Here is a 19,090-nt window from a genome sequence, read left to right as displayed (position 1 = left end):
CGCGGGGAGAGGCGGCCGGGCGGGCCGACAGCGCCGGCGAGCAAGGAGCGGCGGAAGGGGCGCGGGTGGCGCGGGTGTTCCGGGCCCGCGCGGAGCAGTACATCGGCGGGCGGTGGCGGAAGTCGGCGGCGGACGCGCTGATCGATGTGGTGGATCCGGCGACCGAGCGGGTCATCGGCCAGGTGCCGGCCGGTGACGCCCGGGACGTGGCCGCCGCCGTGGCGGCCGCCCGCGCCGCGCTGCCGGGCTGGGCGGCCACCGCGCCGGCCGAGCGGGCCGCCGTACTCGCCGCCGCCCGGGATCTGATGGCGGCTAGGCGGGAGGAGATCGCCGCCACGGTCAGTGCGGAACTCGGCGCGCCTCCCGCCTTCGCGATGGCGGTCCACGCCGACCTGCCCACCACCGTCATGGGCACCTTCGCCGCCCTCGCCGCTGAGCACTCCTTCGAGGAACGGGTGGGCAACTCCCGGGTCTTCCAGGAACCCGTCGGTGTGGTCGGGGCGATCACGCCCTGGAACTACCCGCTGCACCAGGTCGTCGCCAAGGCCGCCCCGGCGCTCGCCGCGGGCTGCACCGTGGTGCTCAAGCCGGCTGAGGACACCCCGCTGGTCGCGCAGCTTCTCGCGGTCATCCTGGACGAGGCGGGGCTGCCCGAGGGGGTGTTCAACCTGGTGACCGGGCTCGGGCCGGTCGCCGGGCAGGCCCTGGCCGAGCACCCGGACGTGGATCTGGTCTCGTTCACCGGTTCCACCGCGGTCGGCCGGCGGATCGGGGCGGCGGCGGGCGGCGCCGTCAAGCGGGTCGCCCTCGAACTCGGGGGCAAGTCCGCCAATGTGATCCTCCCCGGCGCCGACCTGGCGCGGGCGGTCAATGTCGGGATCGCCAATGTCTTCGCCAACTCGGGCCAGACATGCAGCGCGTGGACCCGGATGCTGATCGACGCCGAGCGCTACGACGAGGCGGTGGAGATCGCCGCGGCGGCCGCCGCCAAGTACGTGCCCGGTGAGCGGTTGGGCCCGGTCGTCAACGCCAAGCAACACGAGCGGGTGCGCGGCTACATAAGGCGGGGCGTGGCGGAAGGCGCGCGGATCGTGGCGGGTGGCCCCGAGACGCCGGAGGGCATGGAGACCGGCTACTTCATACGGCCCACCGTCTTCGCCGATGTGCGGCCGGAGATGGCCATCGCCCAGGAGGAGATCTTCGGCCCGGTCGTCGTCCTCATCCGCTACGAGGACGAGGAGGACGCGCTGCGGATCGCCAACGGCACCGTCTACGGACTCGCCGGCGCGGTCTGGGGCGCTGACGAGGAAGGGGCCGTCGCCTTCGCCCGCCGGATGGACACCGGCCAGGTGGACATCAACGGGGGCCGGTTCAACCCGCGGGCACCCTTCGGCGGCTACAAGCAGTCCGGCGTCGGGCGGGAGCTGGGGGCGCACGGGCTGGCGGAGTACCTCCAGACGAAGTCCCTCCAGTTCTGACCCCGGTTCCGCCGGTGCGGCCGATGCACCGCCTCATCCATTGATTGGTCAACCAACCGATCTGTCGACACATCGCCCGGGAGTGATCGTGGTCCGCGCCGCCTTCCTGTCCGCACTGAACGCTCCGCTGACCGTTGAGGACATCGAGCTGCCGGAACCCGGTCCCGGGCAGGTGCGGGTGCGGCTCGCCGCCGCCGGTGTCTGCCGTTCCGACCTGTCCCTGTCCAACGGCACCCTGCGGCAGCCGGTGCCCGCGGTGCTGGGGCACGAGGGCGCGGGGACCGTGGTGGCGGTCGGGGAGGGCGTCGGCCATGTCGCGCCAGGGGACCCGGTGGTGCTCAACTGGGCGCCCGCCTGCGGCTCCTGCCACTTCTGCGGACTCGGCGAGCCCTGGCTCTGCGCCAACTCGGGGGCGGCGGCGACCACTCCGTATGCCAGGCTCGCCTCCGACGGCGGCGATCTCTATCCGGGGCTCGGTACCGCCGCCTTCGCCGAGGAGACGGTGGTCGCCGCGGGCGCGGTGCTGCCGTTGCCCGACGGGGTGCCGCTCGTCGACGCGGCGCTGCTGGGGTGCGCGATGCTCACCGGGTACGGGGCGGTGCACCACGCGGCGGCGATCCGTACCGGGGAGACGCTGGCGGTCTTCGGGATCGGCGGGGTCGGTCTGGCCGTGCTGCAATCGGCGAGGATCGCGGGGGCCGCACGGATCATCGCGGTGGATGCGTCGGCCGCCAAGGAGGAGTTGGCGAGGGCGGCGGGCGCCACCGACTTCCTGGTCGCGGGGGAGGGCACCGCCAAGGAGATCCGCGGACTCACCGGCGGATACGGCACCGACGCGGCGATCGAGTGCGTGGGCCGGGCGGACACCATCCGGGCCGCCTGGTCGTCGACCCGCCGGGGCGGCCGCACCACGGTCGTCGGCATCGGCGGCCAGGACCAGAAGGTCACCTTCACGGCGCTGGAGATCTTCTACTTCGGCCGTACCTTGTCGGGCTGTGTGTACGGCAACTGCGACCCGGTGAAGGACCTGCCCGTCCTCGCCGAGCACATCCGGGCCGGCCGGCTGGACCTGTCGGGTATGGTCACCGACCGGATCGGGCTCGATGGCATATCGACGGCCTTCGAGGCGATGACCGCGGGTCGGGGTGGCCGGACGCTGGTCGTCTTCTGAGTCCGGTCAGCTCTCCCCAGGCCTGAGTCCCCGTGCCTCCCGAGTCCCCGTGCCTCCCGAGTCCCCGGGCCCCCGGGCCACTGAGTCCCCCGTGCTCACCGAGCCGCCCAAGCCCCTCAAGGCGCTCACGCCTCACCGGCCCATGGACCCCTCACCTCGGTCGGCGCCGTCCACCATCGCCAGCCACCGCTCGTGCGCCCCGCCGAACGGACCGGCGCGGTCCGTGACCGCCGCCATCAGCCATTCCGCCGAGCCCCGCGCGGCGGAGATCACCTCGGGCGGGTAGCCGTACCGCAGCTGGTGCTCGGCGAACTCGTCCTCGTCCACCAGGATCGGGCGGTCCGCGCCGCGCTTGCGGAGCAAGTCGAGATCGAGGTCGACCATGGTGACCCGCGCCGGTGAGGGCCACTCGGGGGGTGTGGTGATGTCGCAGTAGATCTCGGTGCTGCGCGGCGCCGCGTTGAAGACGGCGGTCCACCAGGCGGCCCGGGGAAAGAGGATGACGTGGGCCTCGGGGAGCGCCACGGTCGGGTTGTGGCCCTTGCGCATCACGCTGTCCGCAGGCAGGCCCAGCCAGACCCCGTGCTCGTCCTCGCCGAGCCGCCGCATCCGCAGATTCCAGTGCAGCGTCCCGTCGTACTTCCGGTAGTCGACCTGGACCAGTCCGTCTCCGAGAGGTGGCATGGGCGCCATCCTGTCAGCCGGCGCCGGCGGCCAACCTCCCAAATTGCAGGGCCAGTCCGTCGATCAGCGCGCGCAGGCCGGTATCGAAGGCACCCTGGTCCACCTGTTCGCGGTGGCCGGCCAGCAGATGGGCCTGTCCCAGGTGCGGATAGTCGGCGGGGTCGTATGCCGACGCGTCCCCGACGAAGCCGCCGGCGAAGGAGCCGAGCGCGGAGCCGGTGACGAAGTAGCGCATCAGGGCGCCGATCCGGGTCGCGTGGGCGGGCGGCCAGCCGGCGTCCACCATGCCGCCGAAGACCGCGTCCGCCATCCGCAGCCCGGCCGGCCGGAGCCCGGGCCCCGTCGCCAGGAACGGCACGATGTGCGGATGGTCGGTGAGCGCGGCCCGGTAGGAGCGCCCCCACTCCAGCAGCGCGGCCCGCCAGTCGCCGCCGTCCGCGCGCGCCCCGCCGTCCGCGGGCTCAAGGCGCCCGAACATCGACACGTCGACCTGCGCGATGACGCTGTCGGCCGCCGCGTCGAGGATCGCCTCCTTGGTGGCGAAGTGGTTGTAGAGGGAGGGCCCGCTGACGCCGAGTTCCGCCGCGAGCCGCCGGGTGGAGAGCGCGGCGAGACCCTCGGCGTCGATGAGGGCGAGCGCTGCCTTCGTGATCCGTTCGCGGCTCAGCAGGGGCTTGCGGGGGCGGGCCATGCGGCACATAGTAGAGGCTGCCGACCAAAAACTAGCGCTGGTAGTTTCCGGCCGCTGACCGGCGACCGGAGGACCGGGGACCGAGGATGCGAAAGGGCCGGGTGCCGCAGTGAATCTTGAGCTGTCCGAGGAGCAGACCGCCGTCAGGGAGCTGGCCAGGGACTTCGCCGACCGTGAGATCACCCCGCATGTCATCGCCTGGGACCGGGCGGAGAGCGTGGACCGGGCGATCGTCAAGAAGCTCGGCGCGGTCGGCTTCCTCGGGCTGACCGTCGACGAGCGGTACGGCGGCTCCGGTGGCGACCACCTCGCGTACTGCCTGGTCACCGAGGAGCTGGGCCGCGCCGACTCCTCGGTGCGCGGCATCGTCTCGGTGTCGCTCGGGCTCGTCGCCAAGTCGATAGCCCACTGGGGGAGCGAGGAGCAGAAGCGGAGCTGGCTGCCCCGGCTCACCTCCGGCGAGGCGGTCGGCAGCTTCGGCCTCACCGAACCCGGCACCGGCTCCGACGCCGCCGGCCTCACCACCCGCGCCGTCCGCGACGGCGACACCTATCTGATCACCGGCAGCAAGATGTTCATCACCAACGGCACCTGGGCCGATGTGGTGCTGCTCTTCGCCCGCACCGGCGGCCCGGGCCACCGCGGGGTGAGCGCTTTTCTGCTGCCGACCGACACCCCCGGGCTGACCCGCCGCGAGATCCACGGCAAGCTGGGGCTGCGCGGACAGGCGACCGCCGAACTCGTCCTCGACGAGGTCCGCGTCCCCGCCGCCGCCATGATCGGGCCCGAGGGCAAGGGCTTCTCGGTGGCCATGTCGGCGCTGGCCAAGGGCCGGATGTCGGTGGCGGCGGGCTGCGTCGGAATCGCCCAGGCGTGTCTGGACGCGGCGGTGGGGTACGCCGGGCAGCGCGAGCAGTTCGGGTCGCCGATCGCCGGGCGCCAGCTCGTCCAGGAGTTGCTCGCCGACATCGCGGTGGACGTGGACGCCGCGCGGCTGCTCACCTGGCGGGTCGCCGACCTCATCGACCGCGGCCTGCCCTTCGCCACCGAGTCCTCGACCGCCAAGCTCTACGCGAGCGAGGCCGCGGTGCGCTGCGCCAACAACGCGCTCCAGGTCTTCGGCGGTTATGGCTATATCGACGAGTACCCAGTGGGCAAGCTGCTGCGCGACGCCCGCGTCATGACGCTCTACGAAGGCACCAGCCAGATCCAGAAGCTGCTGATCGGGCGGGCGCTGACCGGGGTCTCGGCCTTCTGACCCGGCGGCGACCGTCCCGAACCCGCCGACCCCGTTCGACCCGGGCCGTCGGACCGCCTGTCCGCTAAGCGCTTGCTCACCCGCCAGGTAGGGTGGGGTCCTGGCAACCGGCAGGGCAGGGTCGGGCGGGACGGGGCAGGAGGAGCGGCGATGAGTGCGGAAGCGGCAACCGACGGCGAACCGTCCGGCGGCGGGCTGGACCAGGGTGAGCCGGGCAGACAAGCGGGTGGCGAACCAGGTGCCGCCGCGTCCCTGGCCGGCGCGTCCTGGGCCGACGTCACCCCCGACGCCGCCCGCCGGCTGGTGGTCGCCGCCGTCCAGGCCTTCGCCGAACGCGGCTACCACGCCACCACCACCCGGGACATCGCCGGCCGGGCCGGCATGAGCCCCGCCGCGCTCTACATCCACTACAAGACCAAGGAAGAGCTGCTCTACCAGATCAGCAAGGTCGGCCACCAACGCTCACTGGCGCTGCTCGGCGAGGCCAGGGACAGCTCGGGCACCGCCGCCGAGCGGCTGGCGTTCGCGGTGCGGGTCTTCGTCCGCTGGCACGCCGAACACCACACCACCGGACGGGTGGTGCAGTACGAACTGGGCGCGCTCGGCCCCGACCACTACACGGAGATCGTGGCGCTGCGGCGGCGCAGCGAGGACGCGATCCGGTCGATCATCGAGGACGGCGTGACGGCCGGCGAGTTCGACGTGCCCGACATCTCCGGGACCACCCTCGCGGTGCTTTCGCTCTGCATCGACGTCGCCCGCTGGTTCAATCCGGGCGGCCGGCGTACACCCGACGAGGTCGGCGCGCTCTACGCCGACCTCGTCCTGCGGATGGTCCGGCAGGCCTGAGAGGTCGACGCCCCGCCGTCCGCCCAGCCGCCGGCGGCACCGTCCGCCGCAACCGCCGCCCCGCCCGCCGCCGCTCAGAAATAGAAGCGCGACACCGTCTCCGCCACGCACACCGGCTTCTCGCCGCCCTCGCGCTCGATCGTCACCCGGGTCACCAACTGCGCCCCGCCACCGACTTCGGTCAGCTCGGCCACCACGGCGGTGGCGCGCAGCCGCGAGCCCACCGGCACCGGAGCGGGGAAACGGACCTTGTTCACGCCGTAGTTGACGCCCATCTTCACGCCCTCCACCCGGAAGAGCCGCGGGGTCAGCGAGGGGATCAGCGCGAGGGTGAGAAAGCCGTGCGCGATCGTCGAACCGAAAGGCCCGTCGGCCGCCCGCTCCGGATCGATGTGGATCCACTGGTGGTCCCCGGTGGCGTCGGCGAACTGGTCGATCCGCTTCTGCTCGATCTCCAGCCAGTCGGTCCAGCCGAGCTGTTCGCCTACGGCGGCGCGCAACTCGTCGATCGAGGCGAAGACGCGGGGCTGCTGCGACATGGTGGTGGCCTCCTGGGATCCGGATTACTAAGCGCTTGCTTAGCATGGGTTCGAGCGGTCCCGCGTGTCAACGCGCGCCGCCCCGACCCGCCGCCCCGACCCACCACCCCTCCCGCCACCCCGACCCGCCGCCAGGCGCCCCACGCCGCTACCCCCATACCTCCGGGTGCCGCCCCGCCCACGGCCGGGCCCGTTCGAGCTGGCCGGACAGCGAGATCAGCGTCGCCTCGTCCCCGTAGCGCCCGCCCAGCATCACCCCGATCGGCAGCCCCTCCCCGGTCCAGTGCAGCGGTACGTTGACGGCCGGCTGGCCGGTCGCGTTGTAGAGCGGGGTGTACGGCGTGAAGTGAGCCAGAGCCGCGAACTCCGCCGCCGGGTCTGCGTCGTCGCGCAGCCCGCCGACCTCCATCGGCGGCTGGGCGAGCGTCGGGGTGAGGATCACGTCATACGTCGACAGGATCGTGTCCGCGATCAGTTGGCCGAGCACCCGGAACCCGTAGAGCGCCTCGGCGAAGGCCTGGCCGCTGACCCGCTCCGCCCTGGCCCGCAGCTGCCGGGTCAGCGGCATCAGCCCCGCCTCGTCGCCCGGCGCCACCGGATACATCGTCGCCATCACCGCCCACACGTCCTCGAACGCGGCCCTGATCGACTCGTCCACCGGCAGCGCCAACTCGTCCACCTCGTGGCCGAGGTCGCGCAGCAGTGACGCTGCGGCGTCGTGCGCGGCCCGGCAGTCGGGGTGGAGCTCCGCCCCGGCGACCGGCGGCTCCGGCAGCGCCGCCACCCGCAGCTTGCCGGGGTCCCGGCCGGCGCAGGCGGCGAAGGTCTCGCCGGGGGCGGGGGACGGAGCGCCGTACGGGATGCCCGGCATCGGGCCGGCCATGACGTCGAGCAGGGTCGCCGCGTCGGCTACGGTGCGGGCGATCGGTCCTGGCACGCTCAGCCCGCTCACATCGTGCTGTACCGGCCCCGAGCTGACCCGGCCCCGGCTCGGCTTGATCCCGAACAGGCCGCACACGGCGGCCGGGATCCGGATGGAGCCGCCGCCGTCGCTGCCCTGGGCGACAGGTGCGAGGCCGCCGGAGACCGCCGCCGCGGCCCCGCCGCTCGAACCGCCCGCCGAGCGGGTCAGGTCCCAGGGGGTGCGGGCGGGCGGCGCGAGCCGGTTCTCGGTGTAGCAGGGGAGTCCGAACTCGGGGGTGTTGGTCTTGCCGAGCAGTACGGTGCCGGCGTCGCGCAGCCGGGTCACCACGTGGTCGTCGATGGTGGGTACGTGCTCCGTGTAGGCCGAACTGCCCAGGGTGCAGCGCACGCCGGCCACGAAGTTGAGGTCCTTGACCGGGACGGGCACGCCGTAGAGCGCCGGCAGTCCGCGGCCCTCCCGGCGGGCGGCGACCGCCACCATCTCCGCCGCCGCGGCCTGTTCGCGGGCGATCTCCGGGGTGGTGGTGATGAAGGCGCCGAGGGTGGCGTCCAGCCGTTCGATCCTGGCCAGGTAGTGCTCGGTCAGTTCGACCGGCGACAGCGAGCCGTCGCGGATCGCGGCCGCCTGTTCCACCGCCGTCAGATCGTGCAACTCGCCCATGGCTCGTCCCTTCGCCCGATGTCGCGCCGCGCGGCGTCCGGCGTTCGATCCTCGCACCGCCCATGGGCCACGGCCAGCCTCCGGAGCCCGCGCGCCGCGACCCGCGTGCCTTATCGGCTGGCACATCGCCCGCCCCATCAGGCACCATGCCCCGACCGGGCCGACCCGGACCAGACCCGGCCGCGCCGCCGACCGACAGCACCCGCCCCCGACCGACAGCACCCGGCACCACCTGCCAGGACCCGGCACCCCACCACTACCCCCGTAAGGCAACCGTATGAGCCTGCGCCACCACGAGATCGCCGAATCCGGCCATCGCATCCTCAACCCGTACACCGAGGAGAAGCTGATGCTCCTCGGCGAGGTCTGCCGGCTGCGGGAGGGGCAGCGGCAGCTCGATCTGGCCTGCGGGAAGGGCGAGATGCTCACCCGATGGGCGGAGCGCTACGGGACCATCGGGGTCGGGATCGACATCAGCGAGGTGTTCCTGACGGCGGCCCGCGACCGGGCGGCCGAACTCGGTGTCGCCGATCGGGTGAGATTCGAGCGGGAGGACGCGGCGGCGTACCGGGCCGAGGAAGGCGCCTTCGACGTGGTCTCCTGTGTCGGCGCCACCTGGATCGGGGACGGACTGGCCGGGACCATCGAGCTGTTGCGGCCCGCCCTGCGGCCGGGCGGGCTGATGCTGATCGGCGAGCCGTACTGGACCGAGCCCGCGCCGCCCGAGGCGCTTGAGGCGCTGGAGGGGACCGACTCCGAGCCGGACACCTTCGCCTCGCTGGCCGGCACCCTTGACCGGTTCGAGGCGGCGGGCATGGAACTGGTCGAGATGGTGCTGGCGGACGGCGACAGCTGGGACCGGTACGCGGCCGAGCAGTGGTTCACCATCTCCGAGTGGCTGCGGTCGGTGCCGGCCGACCACCCGGACGCGGCTGACATGCGGCAGTTCCTCGATCACGCCCGCCGCGCCCATCTGACGTGGAACCGGCGGTACTTGGGGTGGGGTGTGTTCGTCCTGCGGGACCAGCGGGGACCGGCCACCGCGGATCGGGACAGCCAAAAAAGATGACGTATGTTCATCTTCCGGGGCGGGAGTACCGGCGGTAACCTCCGGCGAACCCGCATCCGGAAGGAGCAGACATGCCGCTACGGACCCTGCGACGGATCGGCACGCTGAGAACGGCGACGGCGGCCGCGCTACTGGCGCTGGCCGCCACCCTGGTGGCGCCGCTGCCACTCGCCCGCGCGGCCGACCCCGTCACCGACTACTGCGCCGGGCAGTGCGCGGACATCCTGCCGCCCGGCGAGAACGGCAACGCGACGGTCGCCGACATCCTCGCCAACAAGGTGTTCGGGACACGCCCCGCGCACACCATGGACCAGCTCGGCCCCTACGCCTCCCTCGCGGACGGGTACCAGAACCTCACCGACTCCACCATCACCAGCTTCTTCAACGACTCGTCCTTCGGCGTGCCGTCCGGCCAGGTCGCCTCGGTGGCCAGCCCGCGCTCCGACGTCACGATCACCCGCGACAAGAAGACCGGCGTCCCGCACATCAAGGGCACCACCCGCGCCGGCACCGAGTTCGGGGCCGGATACGCCGCCGCCCAGGACCGGTTGTGGCTGATGGACCTCTTCCGGCACGTGGGACGCGGCGAGTTGTCGTCTTTCGCCGGCGGCGCCGCCGCCAACCGCGGTCTCGAGCAGGAGTTCTGGCGGCAGGCCCCGTACACCGAGGCCGATCTCCAGGCCCAGATCGACTGGCTCGCCACCAACGGCGGGCCGCGCGGCCAACAGGCGCTCGCCGACGCCCAGTCGTACATCGACGGCATCAACGCCTACATCACGGCGTCCAAGAACGGCCGCTACTTCCCTGGCGAATACGTGCTCACCGGCCATATCGACGCGATCACCAACGCCGGGACGATCGATCCCTTCCAGCTCACCGACCTGATCGCGCTCGCCTCGGTGGTGGGTGCCCTCTTCGGCACCGGCGGCGGCGGAGAGGTGCAGTCCGCGCTGTCGCTGCTGGCCGCGCAGCAGAAATACGGCGTCCAACAGGGCACCCAGGTCTGGGAGTCGTTCCGCGAGCGCGACGACCCCGAGGCGACCTCGACCGTGCACGACGGCACCAGCTTCCCGTACGCGGGCAAGCCGGCCAGTCCGCAGGGCGAGGCGCTGCCCGACCCCGGCTCGGTGGTCCCCGAACCGCTGGTCTACGACGCGACCGGCGGCGCCACCCAGGCCACCACCCGGAGCAAGGGCGTGCTCCCCGCCGATCTGCTCAGCAACCCCAAGAAGGGCATGTCCAACGCCCTCGTGGTCAGCGGCGCGCACACCGCGAGCGGCCACCCGGTCGCCGTCTTCGGCCCGCAGACCGGTTACTTCGCGCCGCAGTTGCTGATGCTCCAGGAGCTCCAGGGGCCGGGTATCAGCGCTCGTGGCGCCTCCTTCGCCGGCCTCGGCATGTACATAGAACTCGGCCGCGGCCAGGACTACGCCTGGAGCGCCACCTCCGCCTCCCAGGACGTGACCGACACGTACGCGGTCGAACTCTGCCAGGACGCCACCCACTACCTCTTCCACGGCCAGTGCGTCCCGATGGAGAAGCTGGAGCGCGTCAACTCCTGGTCGCCCACGGTCGCCGACTCCACGCCGGCCGGCTCCTACCGGATGCAGGTGTGGCGGACCGCGTACGGACCGGTCGAGTACCGGGCCACGGTCGGCGGCAAGGCCGTCGCGTACACCCAACTGCGCAGCTCCTACCGGCACGAGGCCGACTCCATCATCGGCTTCCAGGAGCTGAACGACCCGGGCGTCGTGCACGACGCCGCCTCCTTCCAGACGGCGGCGCACGACATCAACTACACCTTCAACTGGTTCTACGCCGACTCCCGGCAGACCGCGTACTACAACAGCGGCACCAATCCGGTGCGGGCGGCCGGCGTCGACGCCTCCTTCCCGGTGTGGGCGCGGGCGGCGTACGACTGGCAGGGCTGGGACCCGACCGCCAACACCGCGACCTACACCCCGCCCGCGCAGCATCCCCAGTCCGTCGACCAGGACTACTACGTCTCCTGGAACAACAAGCAGGCCCCGGGCTACACCTCGGCCGGCTTCGGCAACGGCTCGGTGCACCGCGCCGATCTGCTGAACTCCCGGGTGAAGGCGCTCGTCCAGGCGGGCGGGGTGACCCGCTCGGCGCTGGCCAAGGCGATGGAGGACGCGGCGCTCACCGACCTGCGCGGTGAGGACGTCCTGCCGGAACTGCTCCAGGTGATCAACTCCGCTCCGGTGACCGATCCGCAGGAGGCCACCGCCGTGCAGCAGTTGACGGCCTGGCGGGCCGCGGGCGCCAAACGCCGGGCCGTGTCGGCGGGTTCGCAGACCTACGCCAATCCGGACGCGGTACGGGTGATGGACGCCTGGTGGCCGCTGCTGATCCAGGGCGAGTTCCAGCCGGGGCTCGGCGGCGACCTCTACAACGCGCTGGCGGCCTCCCTCACCATCGACGAGTCGCCGTCCGCCGGGCACGGGCCGACCGGTTCGCACGCCGGCAGCTCGTTCCAGTACGGCTGGTGGTCGTACGCGGACAAGGACCTCCGGCGGGTGCTCGGCCGGCCCGTACAGGGGGCGCTGGCCCAGCCGTACTGCGGTGGCGGGGTGCTGTCCGCCTGCCGTGACATGCTGCTGTCCACCCTGAAGCAGGCGGCGGCCACCCCGGCGACGACCGTCTACCCGGGCGACGACGGCGGCTGCGCGGCCGGTGACCAGTGGTGCGCCGACTCGATCGTGCAGCGACCGCTCGGCGGTATCGGGGACGACCGGATCGCCTGGCAGAACCGGCCGACGTTCCAGCAGGTGGTGGAGTTCCCCGCCCACCGCTGAGGAAAGCGGGGCCGGCCGTTTCCCGGCCGGCCCCGACCCGTCGGTGCGCGGTCGGTGAACCGCCGCCCCGCATGCTCGGCCCGCGGGCCGGGTCCCGTAGCGTTCGGGACCCGGCCCGCTCTTCCGTATCAGATGACCGACCGCTTAGTATGCGACCGGGTCGGACCGTCGAGTCGAAGGAGACACGTCGTGGTCGTGGAAGCGCTGCGCGGCGCCCGCGTGGTCGTCACCGGGGCGGGCGGCGGTATCGGTGCCGCCCTCGCCCGCAGATTCGCCGCCGAGGGCGCCCGGGTGGCCGTCAACGACCTCGACGCCGACGCCGTCCGGGCGGTGGCCGCCGAGATCGGCGCCGCGGCCGTACCCGGCGACGCCTCCACCGTGGTGCCTGCCGCCCGCGCCGCGCTCGGCGGCGGTATCGACGTCTTCTGCGCCAATGCCGGGGTCGGCACCGGCGGCGGCCCCGAAGCCGACGACGCCGCCTGGGAACTGGCCTGGGACGTCAATGTGATGAGTCACGTCCGGGCCGCCCGGGCGCTGCTGCCGGAATGGCTGGAGCGCGGCGAGGGCCGTTTCGTCTCCACCGTCTCCGCCGCCGGACTGCTGACGATGATCGGCGCGGCACCGTACTCGGTCACCAAGCACGGCGCGCTCGCCTTCGCCGAGTGGCTCTCGCTCACCTACCGGCACCGCGGCATCCGGGTGCACGCCGTCTGTCCGCAGGGCGTCCGCACCGCGATGCTCCGCTCCACTGGCGTGGCGGGCGATCTGGTCCTCGCGCCGAACGCCATCGAGCCCGAGGAGTTGGCGCGGGCGGTGCTCGACGGCATCGCGGCCGAGCGCTTCCTGATCCTGCCGCACCCCGAGGTGGCCGAGTACTACGCGGCCCGCGCCGCCGAACCCGAGCGCTGGATGCGCGGTATGAACAAGATCCAGCGTACGTTCGAGGAACGCCTCGCCGAGGCCAAGGAGTAATCGGTATGACCCGCTACGCCGACCAGCCCTGGCTCAAGCACTTCACCGAGGAGCAGCGCGCGGACGTCGAATATCCGCCGTCGCTGCTGCACGCCTTCCTCGCCGTCGCCGAGCGAAACCCCGGCCACCGCGCCCTTCTCTACTTCGACGGCGCGCTCAGCTACGGCGAACTCGACGCCCTTTCCGACGGGTTGGCCCGCCATCTGGCCGACCGCGGCTTCCTGCCGGGGGACCGGCTCGCGATCATGCTCCAGAACGTGCCGCAGTTCGCCGTCGCGCTGCTCGCCGCCTGGAAAGCGGGCGGCGCGGTCGTCCCGGTCAACCCGATGTACAAGCAGCAGGAGCTGGCGCACATCCTGGCGGACGCCGGGGTCGCGGCGATCGTCTGCGCCGAGCGGGCCTGGCACGACCTCGTCCGTACGGCTGCGGCCGGCTCATCGGTGCGGATCGCCCTCACCGCGAACGAGCGCGACCTCCAGACCCGTGACGACGCCCGGGTGCTGCCCGAGCCGCTGCCGGCGGAACCCGTAAAGGCCGAGAAGCACCAGCAAACCCGGCAAACCCGGCAAGCCGAGAACGCCGCCGGGGACGCCCAGGACGTGCTGGCCGCCGCCCGCGCCGCCGCCGGACCCCGGCCCGATGTGCCGCTGCCGCGGCCGGACGACGCCGCGCTGATCAGCTACACCTCCGGCACCAGCGGCAAGCCCAAGGGCGCGGTCAACACCCACCGGAACATCTCCTTCAACGCCCACCGCCAGGTCCGGGTCCAGGCGCTGCCCGCCGACGCGGTGCTCTTCGCGCTCGCCCCGCTCTTCCACATCACCGGGATGGTGTGCCAGCTCTCGGCGGGCCTGGCCGGCGGCCACACGATCGCGCTTGCCTACCGTTTCGAGGCCGGTGCCGTGCTCGACGCCTTCCGTGAGCACCGCCCGGTCTACACCGTCGGCCCGTCCACCGCGTTCATGGCGCTGCTGGCCCGGCCGGACGCCACCGCCGAGGACTTCGCCTCCTTCCAGCTGGTCTCCTCCGGCGGCGCCCCGCTGCCACCGGCCGTCGTGGAGGCGTTCCGGGCCCGGTCGGGCGGGATCTATCTCGCCAACGGCTACGGGCTCACCGAGTGCACCGCGCCGTGTGCCAGCGTGCCGCCCGGCGCCGAGGCCCCGGTGGACCCGGCGTCCGGCACCCTCGCGGTCGGGGTGCCCGGGCCGGGCAGCATGGTCCGTATCCTCGACGAGCGCGGCGCCGAGGTGCCGTTCGGCGAATCCGGCGAGATAGCAGTCAGTGGTCCGATGGTCATACCGGGCTATTGGAACCGGCCCGAGGAGTCCAAGGCGGCGCTGCCCGGCGGCGAACTGCTCACCGGCGACATCGGCTTCATGGACGAGGACGGCTGGCTCTATGTCATCGACCGCAAGAAGGACATGATCAACGCCTCCGGCTTCAAGGTCTGGCCCCGCGAGGTCGAGGACGTCCTCTACACCCACACCGCGGTCCGCGAGGCGGCCGTCGTCGGCGTGCCCGACGCGTACCGGGGCGAGAGCGTCAAGGCGTACGTCAGCCTGCGCCCCGGCGCCGCCGCGGAACCGGCCGAGCTGATCGCCTGGTGCCGGGAGCGGCTGGCGGCCTACAAGTACCCGCGGGCGATCGAGGTGCTGACGGAGCTGCCCAAGACGATGACCGGCAAGATCCTCAGACGAGAGCTCAGGAGCCGGGCCGGATAGGCTCCCTACCAGTGGGAATGCCGGTTGTCTCACCGGTCGGGACGCGGGTCGGGACGCCGGTCGGCGTGGACGGGCGGCCCGGCCGGGGGCCGGCGGCGGCAGCCGGTGGGTACGGAGAGAGGGCAGGTCATGGCGCGCAACGCGACGAGCGGCACCAGCAGCGGCACCAGCACCGGAACAGCCGGCGGCGCCGCCACCGGATCGAGCGGCGGCACCCCCGGCGGCGCGGGCGCCGGAAGCGGCGCCGCCGTGCCCGAGCGGCTGCTCGCCGAGGCCACCCGGCTCTTCGCCGAACGCGGCTACGATCGCACCTCCGTCCAGGAGATCGTGGAGGCGGCCGGCGTCACCAAGGGCGCCCTCTACCACTACTTCGGCTCCAAGGACGATCTGCTGCACGAGATCTACGCCCGGGTGCTGCGGCTCCAGACCGAACGCCTCGACGCCATCGTCGCCCGCACCACGGACGTACCGGAACGGCTCGCCGAGGCCGCCGCCGACGTCGTGGTCACCAGTATCCAGAACCTGGACGACACCAAGATCTTCTTCCGCTCCATGCACCAGCTCACCCCCGAGAAGCAGAAGGCGGTACGGGCCGAACGGCGCCGCTATCACGAGACGTTCCGCTCGCTCATCGAGGAGGGGCAGCGCGACGGCCACTTCCGTACCGAGCTGCGCCCCGACCTCGTGGTCGACTTCTTCTTCGGCTCCGTGCACCACCTCGGCACCTGGTACCACACCGAAGGCCCGCTCGCCGCGGAAGCCGTCGCCGCCGAGTTCTCCGACCTGCTGCTGCACTCGGTGCGGCGGCCCTGAACCCACCGGGAGTACCACGTGAAGGCATGGCGCGTGCACGAGATCGGTGAGCCGCGCGAGGTGCTGCGCCTCGACGAGGTGGCCACCCCGGAACCCGGCCCTGGAGAGGTGCTGCTGCGGGTCCGCGCGGCCGACGTCAACTTCCCCGACGCGCTGCTCTGCCGCGGCGCGTACCAGATCAAGCCGCCGCTGCCCTTCACCCCCGGCGTCGAGATGTGCGGCGAGGTGGTCGCGCTCGGCGCGGACGTCACCGGCGTGGACCTGGGCGCCCGGGTGATCACCCCGGCGCTGCTGCCCCGCGGCGCCTTCGCCGAGTACGCCGTGGTGTCGGCCGCCGGCGTCTTTCCGGCGCCCGAGGCGCTGGACGACGCGGAAGCCGCCGCGCTGCACATCGGCTACCAGACCGGCTGGTTCGGCCTCCACCGCAGGGCGGCGCTCCGCCCCGGCGAGACACTGCTGGTGCACGCCGCGGCCGGCGGGGTGGGCAGCGCCGCCGTGCAGCTCGGCAAGGCGGCGGGCGCGACCGTGATCGGTGTCGTCGGCGGCGCCGCCAAGGCCGAGGTGGCCCGTGAACTCGGCGCGGACATCGTGGTGGACCGTCACCGGGAGGACTTCGTCGCCGTCGTCAAGGAAGCCACCGCGGGCCGCGGCGCCAACGTCGTCTTCGACCCGGTGGGCGGCGACGCCTACACCCGCTCGACCAAGTGCGTCGCCTTCGAGGGCCGCATCGTCGTGGTCGGCTTCGCCGGCGGTACGGTCCCGGCGCCCGGCCTCAACCACGCCCTCGTCAAGAACTACTCGATCCTCGGGCTGCACTGGGGCCTGTACAACGTGCAGGACCCGGTCGCCGTCCACCAGGCCCACGAGGAGCTCAGCCGGCTGGCCGCCGAGGGCACGGTGAAGCCGCTGGTCTCCGAGCGGATCCCCTTCGACGCCGTCGCCGACGCGGTCCAGCGCGTCGCCGACGGTACGACGGTCGGCCGCCTGGTGGTCCTGCCCTGATCCGCGGCGCCGGGCGGGCCGGAGGGTTCCGGTCCGCCCGGCGTTTCCGGGCGCCGGCCTGGATCAGGCGTAACGCCGCAGCTCGCGGCGGGCCAGCGAGCGCTTGTGCACCTCGTCCGGGCCGTCGGCGAGCCGGAGGGTGCGGGCCGCCGCCCAGAGCTGGGCCAGCGGGAAGTCCTGGCTCACGCCGCCCGCGCCATGGGCCTGGATGGCGCGGTCGATGATGCGCTGGACCGCGACCGGAGTGGCGATCTTGATGGCCTGGATCTCGGTGTGGGCGCCCTGGTTGCCCACGGTGTCCATCAGCCAGGCGGTCTTCAGCACGAGCAGCCGCAACTGCTCGATCTCCACCCGCGCCTCGGCGATCCACTCCTGGATCACCCCCTGCGCCGCGATCGGCTTGCCGAAGGCGACGCGCGCGGTGGTCCGCCGGCACATCAGCTCAAGGGCCCGCTCCGCCATGCCGATCAGCCGCATGCAGTGGTGGATCCGGCCGGGCCCGAGCCGGGCCTGGGCGATGGCGAAACCGCCGCCCTCCTCCCCGACGATGTTCCCGACCGGAACCCGTACGTTGTCGAAGACCACCTCGGCGTGGCCCCCGTGATCCGCGTCGTCGAAGCCGAACACCGTCATACCGCGCCGGACTTCGACCCCCGGGGTGTCGCGCGGTACCAGGATCTGGCTCTGCTGGCGGTGCCGGTCGGCGGTCGGATCGGTCTTGCCCATCACGATGAGGATCCGGCAGTCGGGGTTCATAGCGCCGGAGATGTACCACTTGCGGCCGTTGATGACGTACGAGTCGCCGTCGCGCTGGATCAGCGTCTCGATGTTGGTGGCGTCCGAGGAGGCGACATCGGGCTCGGTCATGGCGAACGCGGATCTGATCTCACCGGCCAGCAGCGGCTCCAGCCACTCCTTGCGCTGCTCAGGGGTGCCGAACTCGGCGAGCACCTCCATGTTTCCGGTGTCGGGCGCCGCGCAGTTGACCGCGGGCGGGGCCAAGTGCGGGCTGCGGCCGCTGAGTTCGGCGAGCGGCGCGTACTGGAGGTTGGTCAGCCCGGCGCCGAGTTCGCCCGGCAGGAAGAGATTCCACAGGCCCTGCCGCTTGGCCTCCTCCTTGAGCTGCCGGACGACCGGCGGCGTGGACCAGCGCGCCTCCCCGGTGATCTGCTCGCTCTGCTCGGCGAAGACGGCCTCGGCCGGATACACATGCTCGTCGAGGAAGGCGCCCAGCCGGGCACGCAACTCCTCGGTACGGGTGTCGTGGGCGAAATCCATGGGATCAGTCCTCGCTGCCGTCGGGGCGGGTTTCGTGCTGCCGGAGGGTGCGCAGACCCCGTTCGATGAAGCCGGGCACGACGTCGCCGATCCGGTCGAAACCGGCGCCGAGTGTCCGGCCGAGGGTCCAGCGGTAGTGGATGCCTTCGAGGATCACGGCGAGCTTGAAGTAGGCGAAAGCGGTGTACCACTTGATCGCCGACACATCGCGGCCCGAGCCTCGCGCGTACCGCTCGATGAGTTCGCCGGGGGAGGGATGGCCGGGCGCGCCGCCGGTCGTGGGCGTGGGCATCGCGTCGTCGGCCCGCAGTTCGCTGTACATCAGCAGCAGGCCGAGGTCGGTGAGCGGATCGCCCAGGGTGGACATCTCCCAGTCGAGCACCGCGGTGAGCCGTCCGTCGTCATCGATGAGGACGTTGTCCAGGCGGTAGTCGCCGTGCACGATCGTGGGCGCGGGGGAGGACGGCAGCGCCGCGCCGAGTCCGGCGTGCAGCTCGTCGACGCCGGGGAGTTCGCGGCTGCGCGAGGCGTCGAGCTGTTTGCCCCAGCGGCGGAGCTGGCGGTCGAGGAAGCCCTCGGGCCGCCCGAAGTCGGCCAGGCCGACCGCGTCGGGATCCACCGCGTGCAGCCCGACCAGGGTGTCGGTGAGGGTGAGCACGGCCGCCCTGGTCCGCTCCGGCCCGATCTCCAGGAGCTGCCGCAGGTCCCGGTACGGGGTGCCGGGCATGAACTCCATCACGTAGAAGGGAGCGCCGATGACCTCGGGGTCCTCGCAGAGCAGCATGGTTCCGGGGACGGGTACGGGGGTGGTGGCGAGGGCGCTGATCACCCGGTGCTCGCGGGTCATGTCGTGCGCGGTGGCCAGTACATGGCCGAGCGGTGGCCGGCGGACCACCCAGGTGGAGATGCCGTCGGTGACGCGGTAGGTGAGGTTGGACCGGCCGCCCTCGATCAGCCGGGCCCGCAGCGCGCCCGCCACCAGCCCCGGGACTTCCCTGTCGAGATGGCCGCGCAGCCGGTCGAGGTCTAGACCCGGGGGGTCGTCGGTGTCGGTCATGCGTCGTCTCTCCTTGTCGTCCAGGGTCGTCCAGGGTCGTCCGGGGGCGTCCGGGGGCGTCCGGGGGCACCCAGCGGGCCGGCCGGGCTCGGCCGGGCTCATCC

The 19,090-nt window shown here is 72.5% G+C and carries 16 protein-coding genes; 10 read left to right on the top strand and 6 right to left on the bottom strand.

What is annotated here, in order from left to right; translation table 11 throughout:
- Nucleotides 1-74 precede the first annotated feature (74 nt).
- Complete coding sequence (locus OG519_RS06420) at nt 75-1,478, top strand: aldehyde dehydrogenase family protein (protein WP_405592510.1); 1,404 nt, start codon at nt 75-77, stop codon at nt 1,476-1,478.
- A gap of 88 nt (nt 1,479-1,566) precedes the next feature.
- Nucleotides 1,567-2,649, top strand: a complete 1,083-nt coding sequence (locus tag OG519_RS06415; protein ID WP_405579787.1) for a Zn-dependent alcohol dehydrogenase — start codon at nt 1,567-1,569, stop codon at nt 2,647-2,649.
- Nucleotides 2,650-2,781: 132 nt separating this feature from the next.
- Here the strand turns inward: OG519_RS06415 and OG519_RS06410 are convergent, their stop codons facing one another.
- Entirely contained in the window at nt 2,782-3,333 is a 552-nt protein-coding gene (locus OG519_RS06410; RefSeq protein WP_405579784.1) for a DUF402 domain-containing protein, read from the bottom strand.
- 13 nt (nt 3,334-3,346) lie between these two features.
- Nucleotides 3,347-4,024 (bottom strand): TetR/AcrR family transcriptional regulator, encoded by a 678-nt coding sequence (locus OG519_RS06405; protein WP_405579781.1) that lies wholly within the window; start codon nt 4,022-4,024, stop codon nt 3,347-3,349.
- A gap of 109 nt (nt 4,025-4,133) precedes the next feature.
- Between OG519_RS06405 and OG519_RS06400 the strand changes: the two genes are divergently transcribed.
- Nucleotides 4,134-5,282 (top strand): acyl-CoA dehydrogenase family protein, encoded by a 1,149-nt coding sequence (locus OG519_RS06400; RefSeq protein WP_405579779.1) that lies wholly within the window; start codon nt 4,134-4,136, stop codon nt 5,280-5,282.
- A 150-nt stretch (nt 5,283-5,432) separates the two neighbouring features.
- Complete coding sequence (locus tag OG519_RS06395; protein ID WP_405579776.1) at nt 5,433-6,131, top strand: TetR/AcrR family transcriptional regulator; 699 nt, start codon at nt 5,433-5,435, stop codon at nt 6,129-6,131.
- Between the two features lie 74 nt (nt 6,132-6,205).
- Here OG519_RS06395 and OG519_RS06390 read toward each other — a convergent pair whose 3' ends face one another.
- Both OG519_RS06390 and OG519_RS06385 read right to left on the bottom strand, forming a co-directional pair.
- On the bottom strand, nt 6,206-6,670 hold the full coding sequence (locus OG519_RS06390) for a MaoC family dehydratase (protein WP_405579773.1): 465 nt from the start codon (nt 6,668-6,670) through the stop codon (nt 6,206-6,208).
- Between the two features lie 148 nt (nt 6,671-6,818).
- Complete coding sequence (locus OG519_RS06385; RefSeq protein ID WP_405579771.1) at nt 6,819-8,255, bottom strand: amidase; 1,437 nt, start codon at nt 8,253-8,255, stop codon at nt 6,819-6,821.
- A gap of 277 nt (nt 8,256-8,532) precedes the next feature.
- Here OG519_RS06385 and OG519_RS06380 point away from each other — a divergent pair, with 277 nt between their 5' ends.
- The 6 genes from OG519_RS06380 (at nt 8,533) to OG519_RS06355 (ending at nt 16,651) form a co-directional block, all read left to right on the top strand.
- Entirely contained in the window at nt 8,533-9,324 is a 792-nt protein-coding gene (locus OG519_RS06380; protein ID WP_405579768.1) for an SAM-dependent methyltransferase, read from the top strand.
- 71 nt (nt 9,325-9,395) lie between these two features.
- Nucleotides 9,396-12,143: a penicillin acylase family protein gene (locus OG519_RS06375; RefSeq protein ID WP_405579766.1), complete on the top strand. Its 2,748-nt coding sequence runs from the start codon at nt 9,396-9,398 to the stop codon at nt 12,141-12,143.
- 195 nt (nt 12,144-12,338) lie between these two features.
- Nucleotides 12,339-13,115, top strand: coding sequence for an SDR family NAD(P)-dependent oxidoreductase (locus OG519_RS06370; protein WP_405592508.1), 777 nt, complete (start codon nt 12,339-12,341; stop codon nt 13,113-13,115).
- 5 nt (nt 13,116-13,120) lie between these two features.
- On the top strand, nt 13,121-14,836 hold the full coding sequence (locus OG519_RS06365) for an AMP-binding protein (RefSeq protein WP_405579763.1): 1,716 nt from the start codon (nt 13,121-13,123) through the stop codon (nt 14,834-14,836).
- 129 nt (nt 14,837-14,965) lie between these two features.
- Nucleotides 14,966-15,649, top strand: coding sequence for a TetR/AcrR family transcriptional regulator (locus OG519_RS06360; RefSeq protein ID WP_405579761.1), 684 nt, complete (start codon nt 14,966-14,968; stop codon nt 15,647-15,649).
- An 18-nt stretch (nt 15,650-15,667) separates the two neighbouring features.
- Nucleotides 15,668-16,651 (top strand): NADPH:quinone oxidoreductase family protein, encoded by a 984-nt coding sequence (locus OG519_RS06355; protein WP_405579759.1) that lies wholly within the window; start codon nt 15,668-15,670, stop codon nt 16,649-16,651.
- Between the two features lie 63 nt (nt 16,652-16,714).
- On the opposite strand, the gene OG519_RS06350 is transcribed toward OG519_RS06355, so the two are convergent.
- On the bottom strand, nt 16,715-17,929 hold the full coding sequence (locus OG519_RS06350; RefSeq protein WP_405579756.1) for an acyl-CoA dehydrogenase family protein: 1,215 nt from the start codon (nt 17,927-17,929) through the stop codon (nt 16,715-16,717).
- 4 nt (nt 17,930-17,933) lie between these two features.
- Nucleotides 17,934-18,986, bottom strand: a complete 1,053-nt coding sequence (locus tag OG519_RS06345) for a phosphotransferase family protein (protein ID WP_405579753.1) — start codon at nt 18,984-18,986, stop codon at nt 17,934-17,936.
- Between the last annotated feature and the right edge of the window lie 104 nt (nt 18,987-19,090).

The sequence above is a fragment of the Streptomyces sp. NBC_01190 genome, assembly GCF_045039895.1.
GTDB lineage: Bacteria > Actinomycetota > Actinomycetes > Streptomycetales > Streptomycetaceae > Actinacidiphila.
Note: the sequence above shows the minus strand (reverse complement) of the source record. Positions and strands in the feature narration are given on the sequence as shown.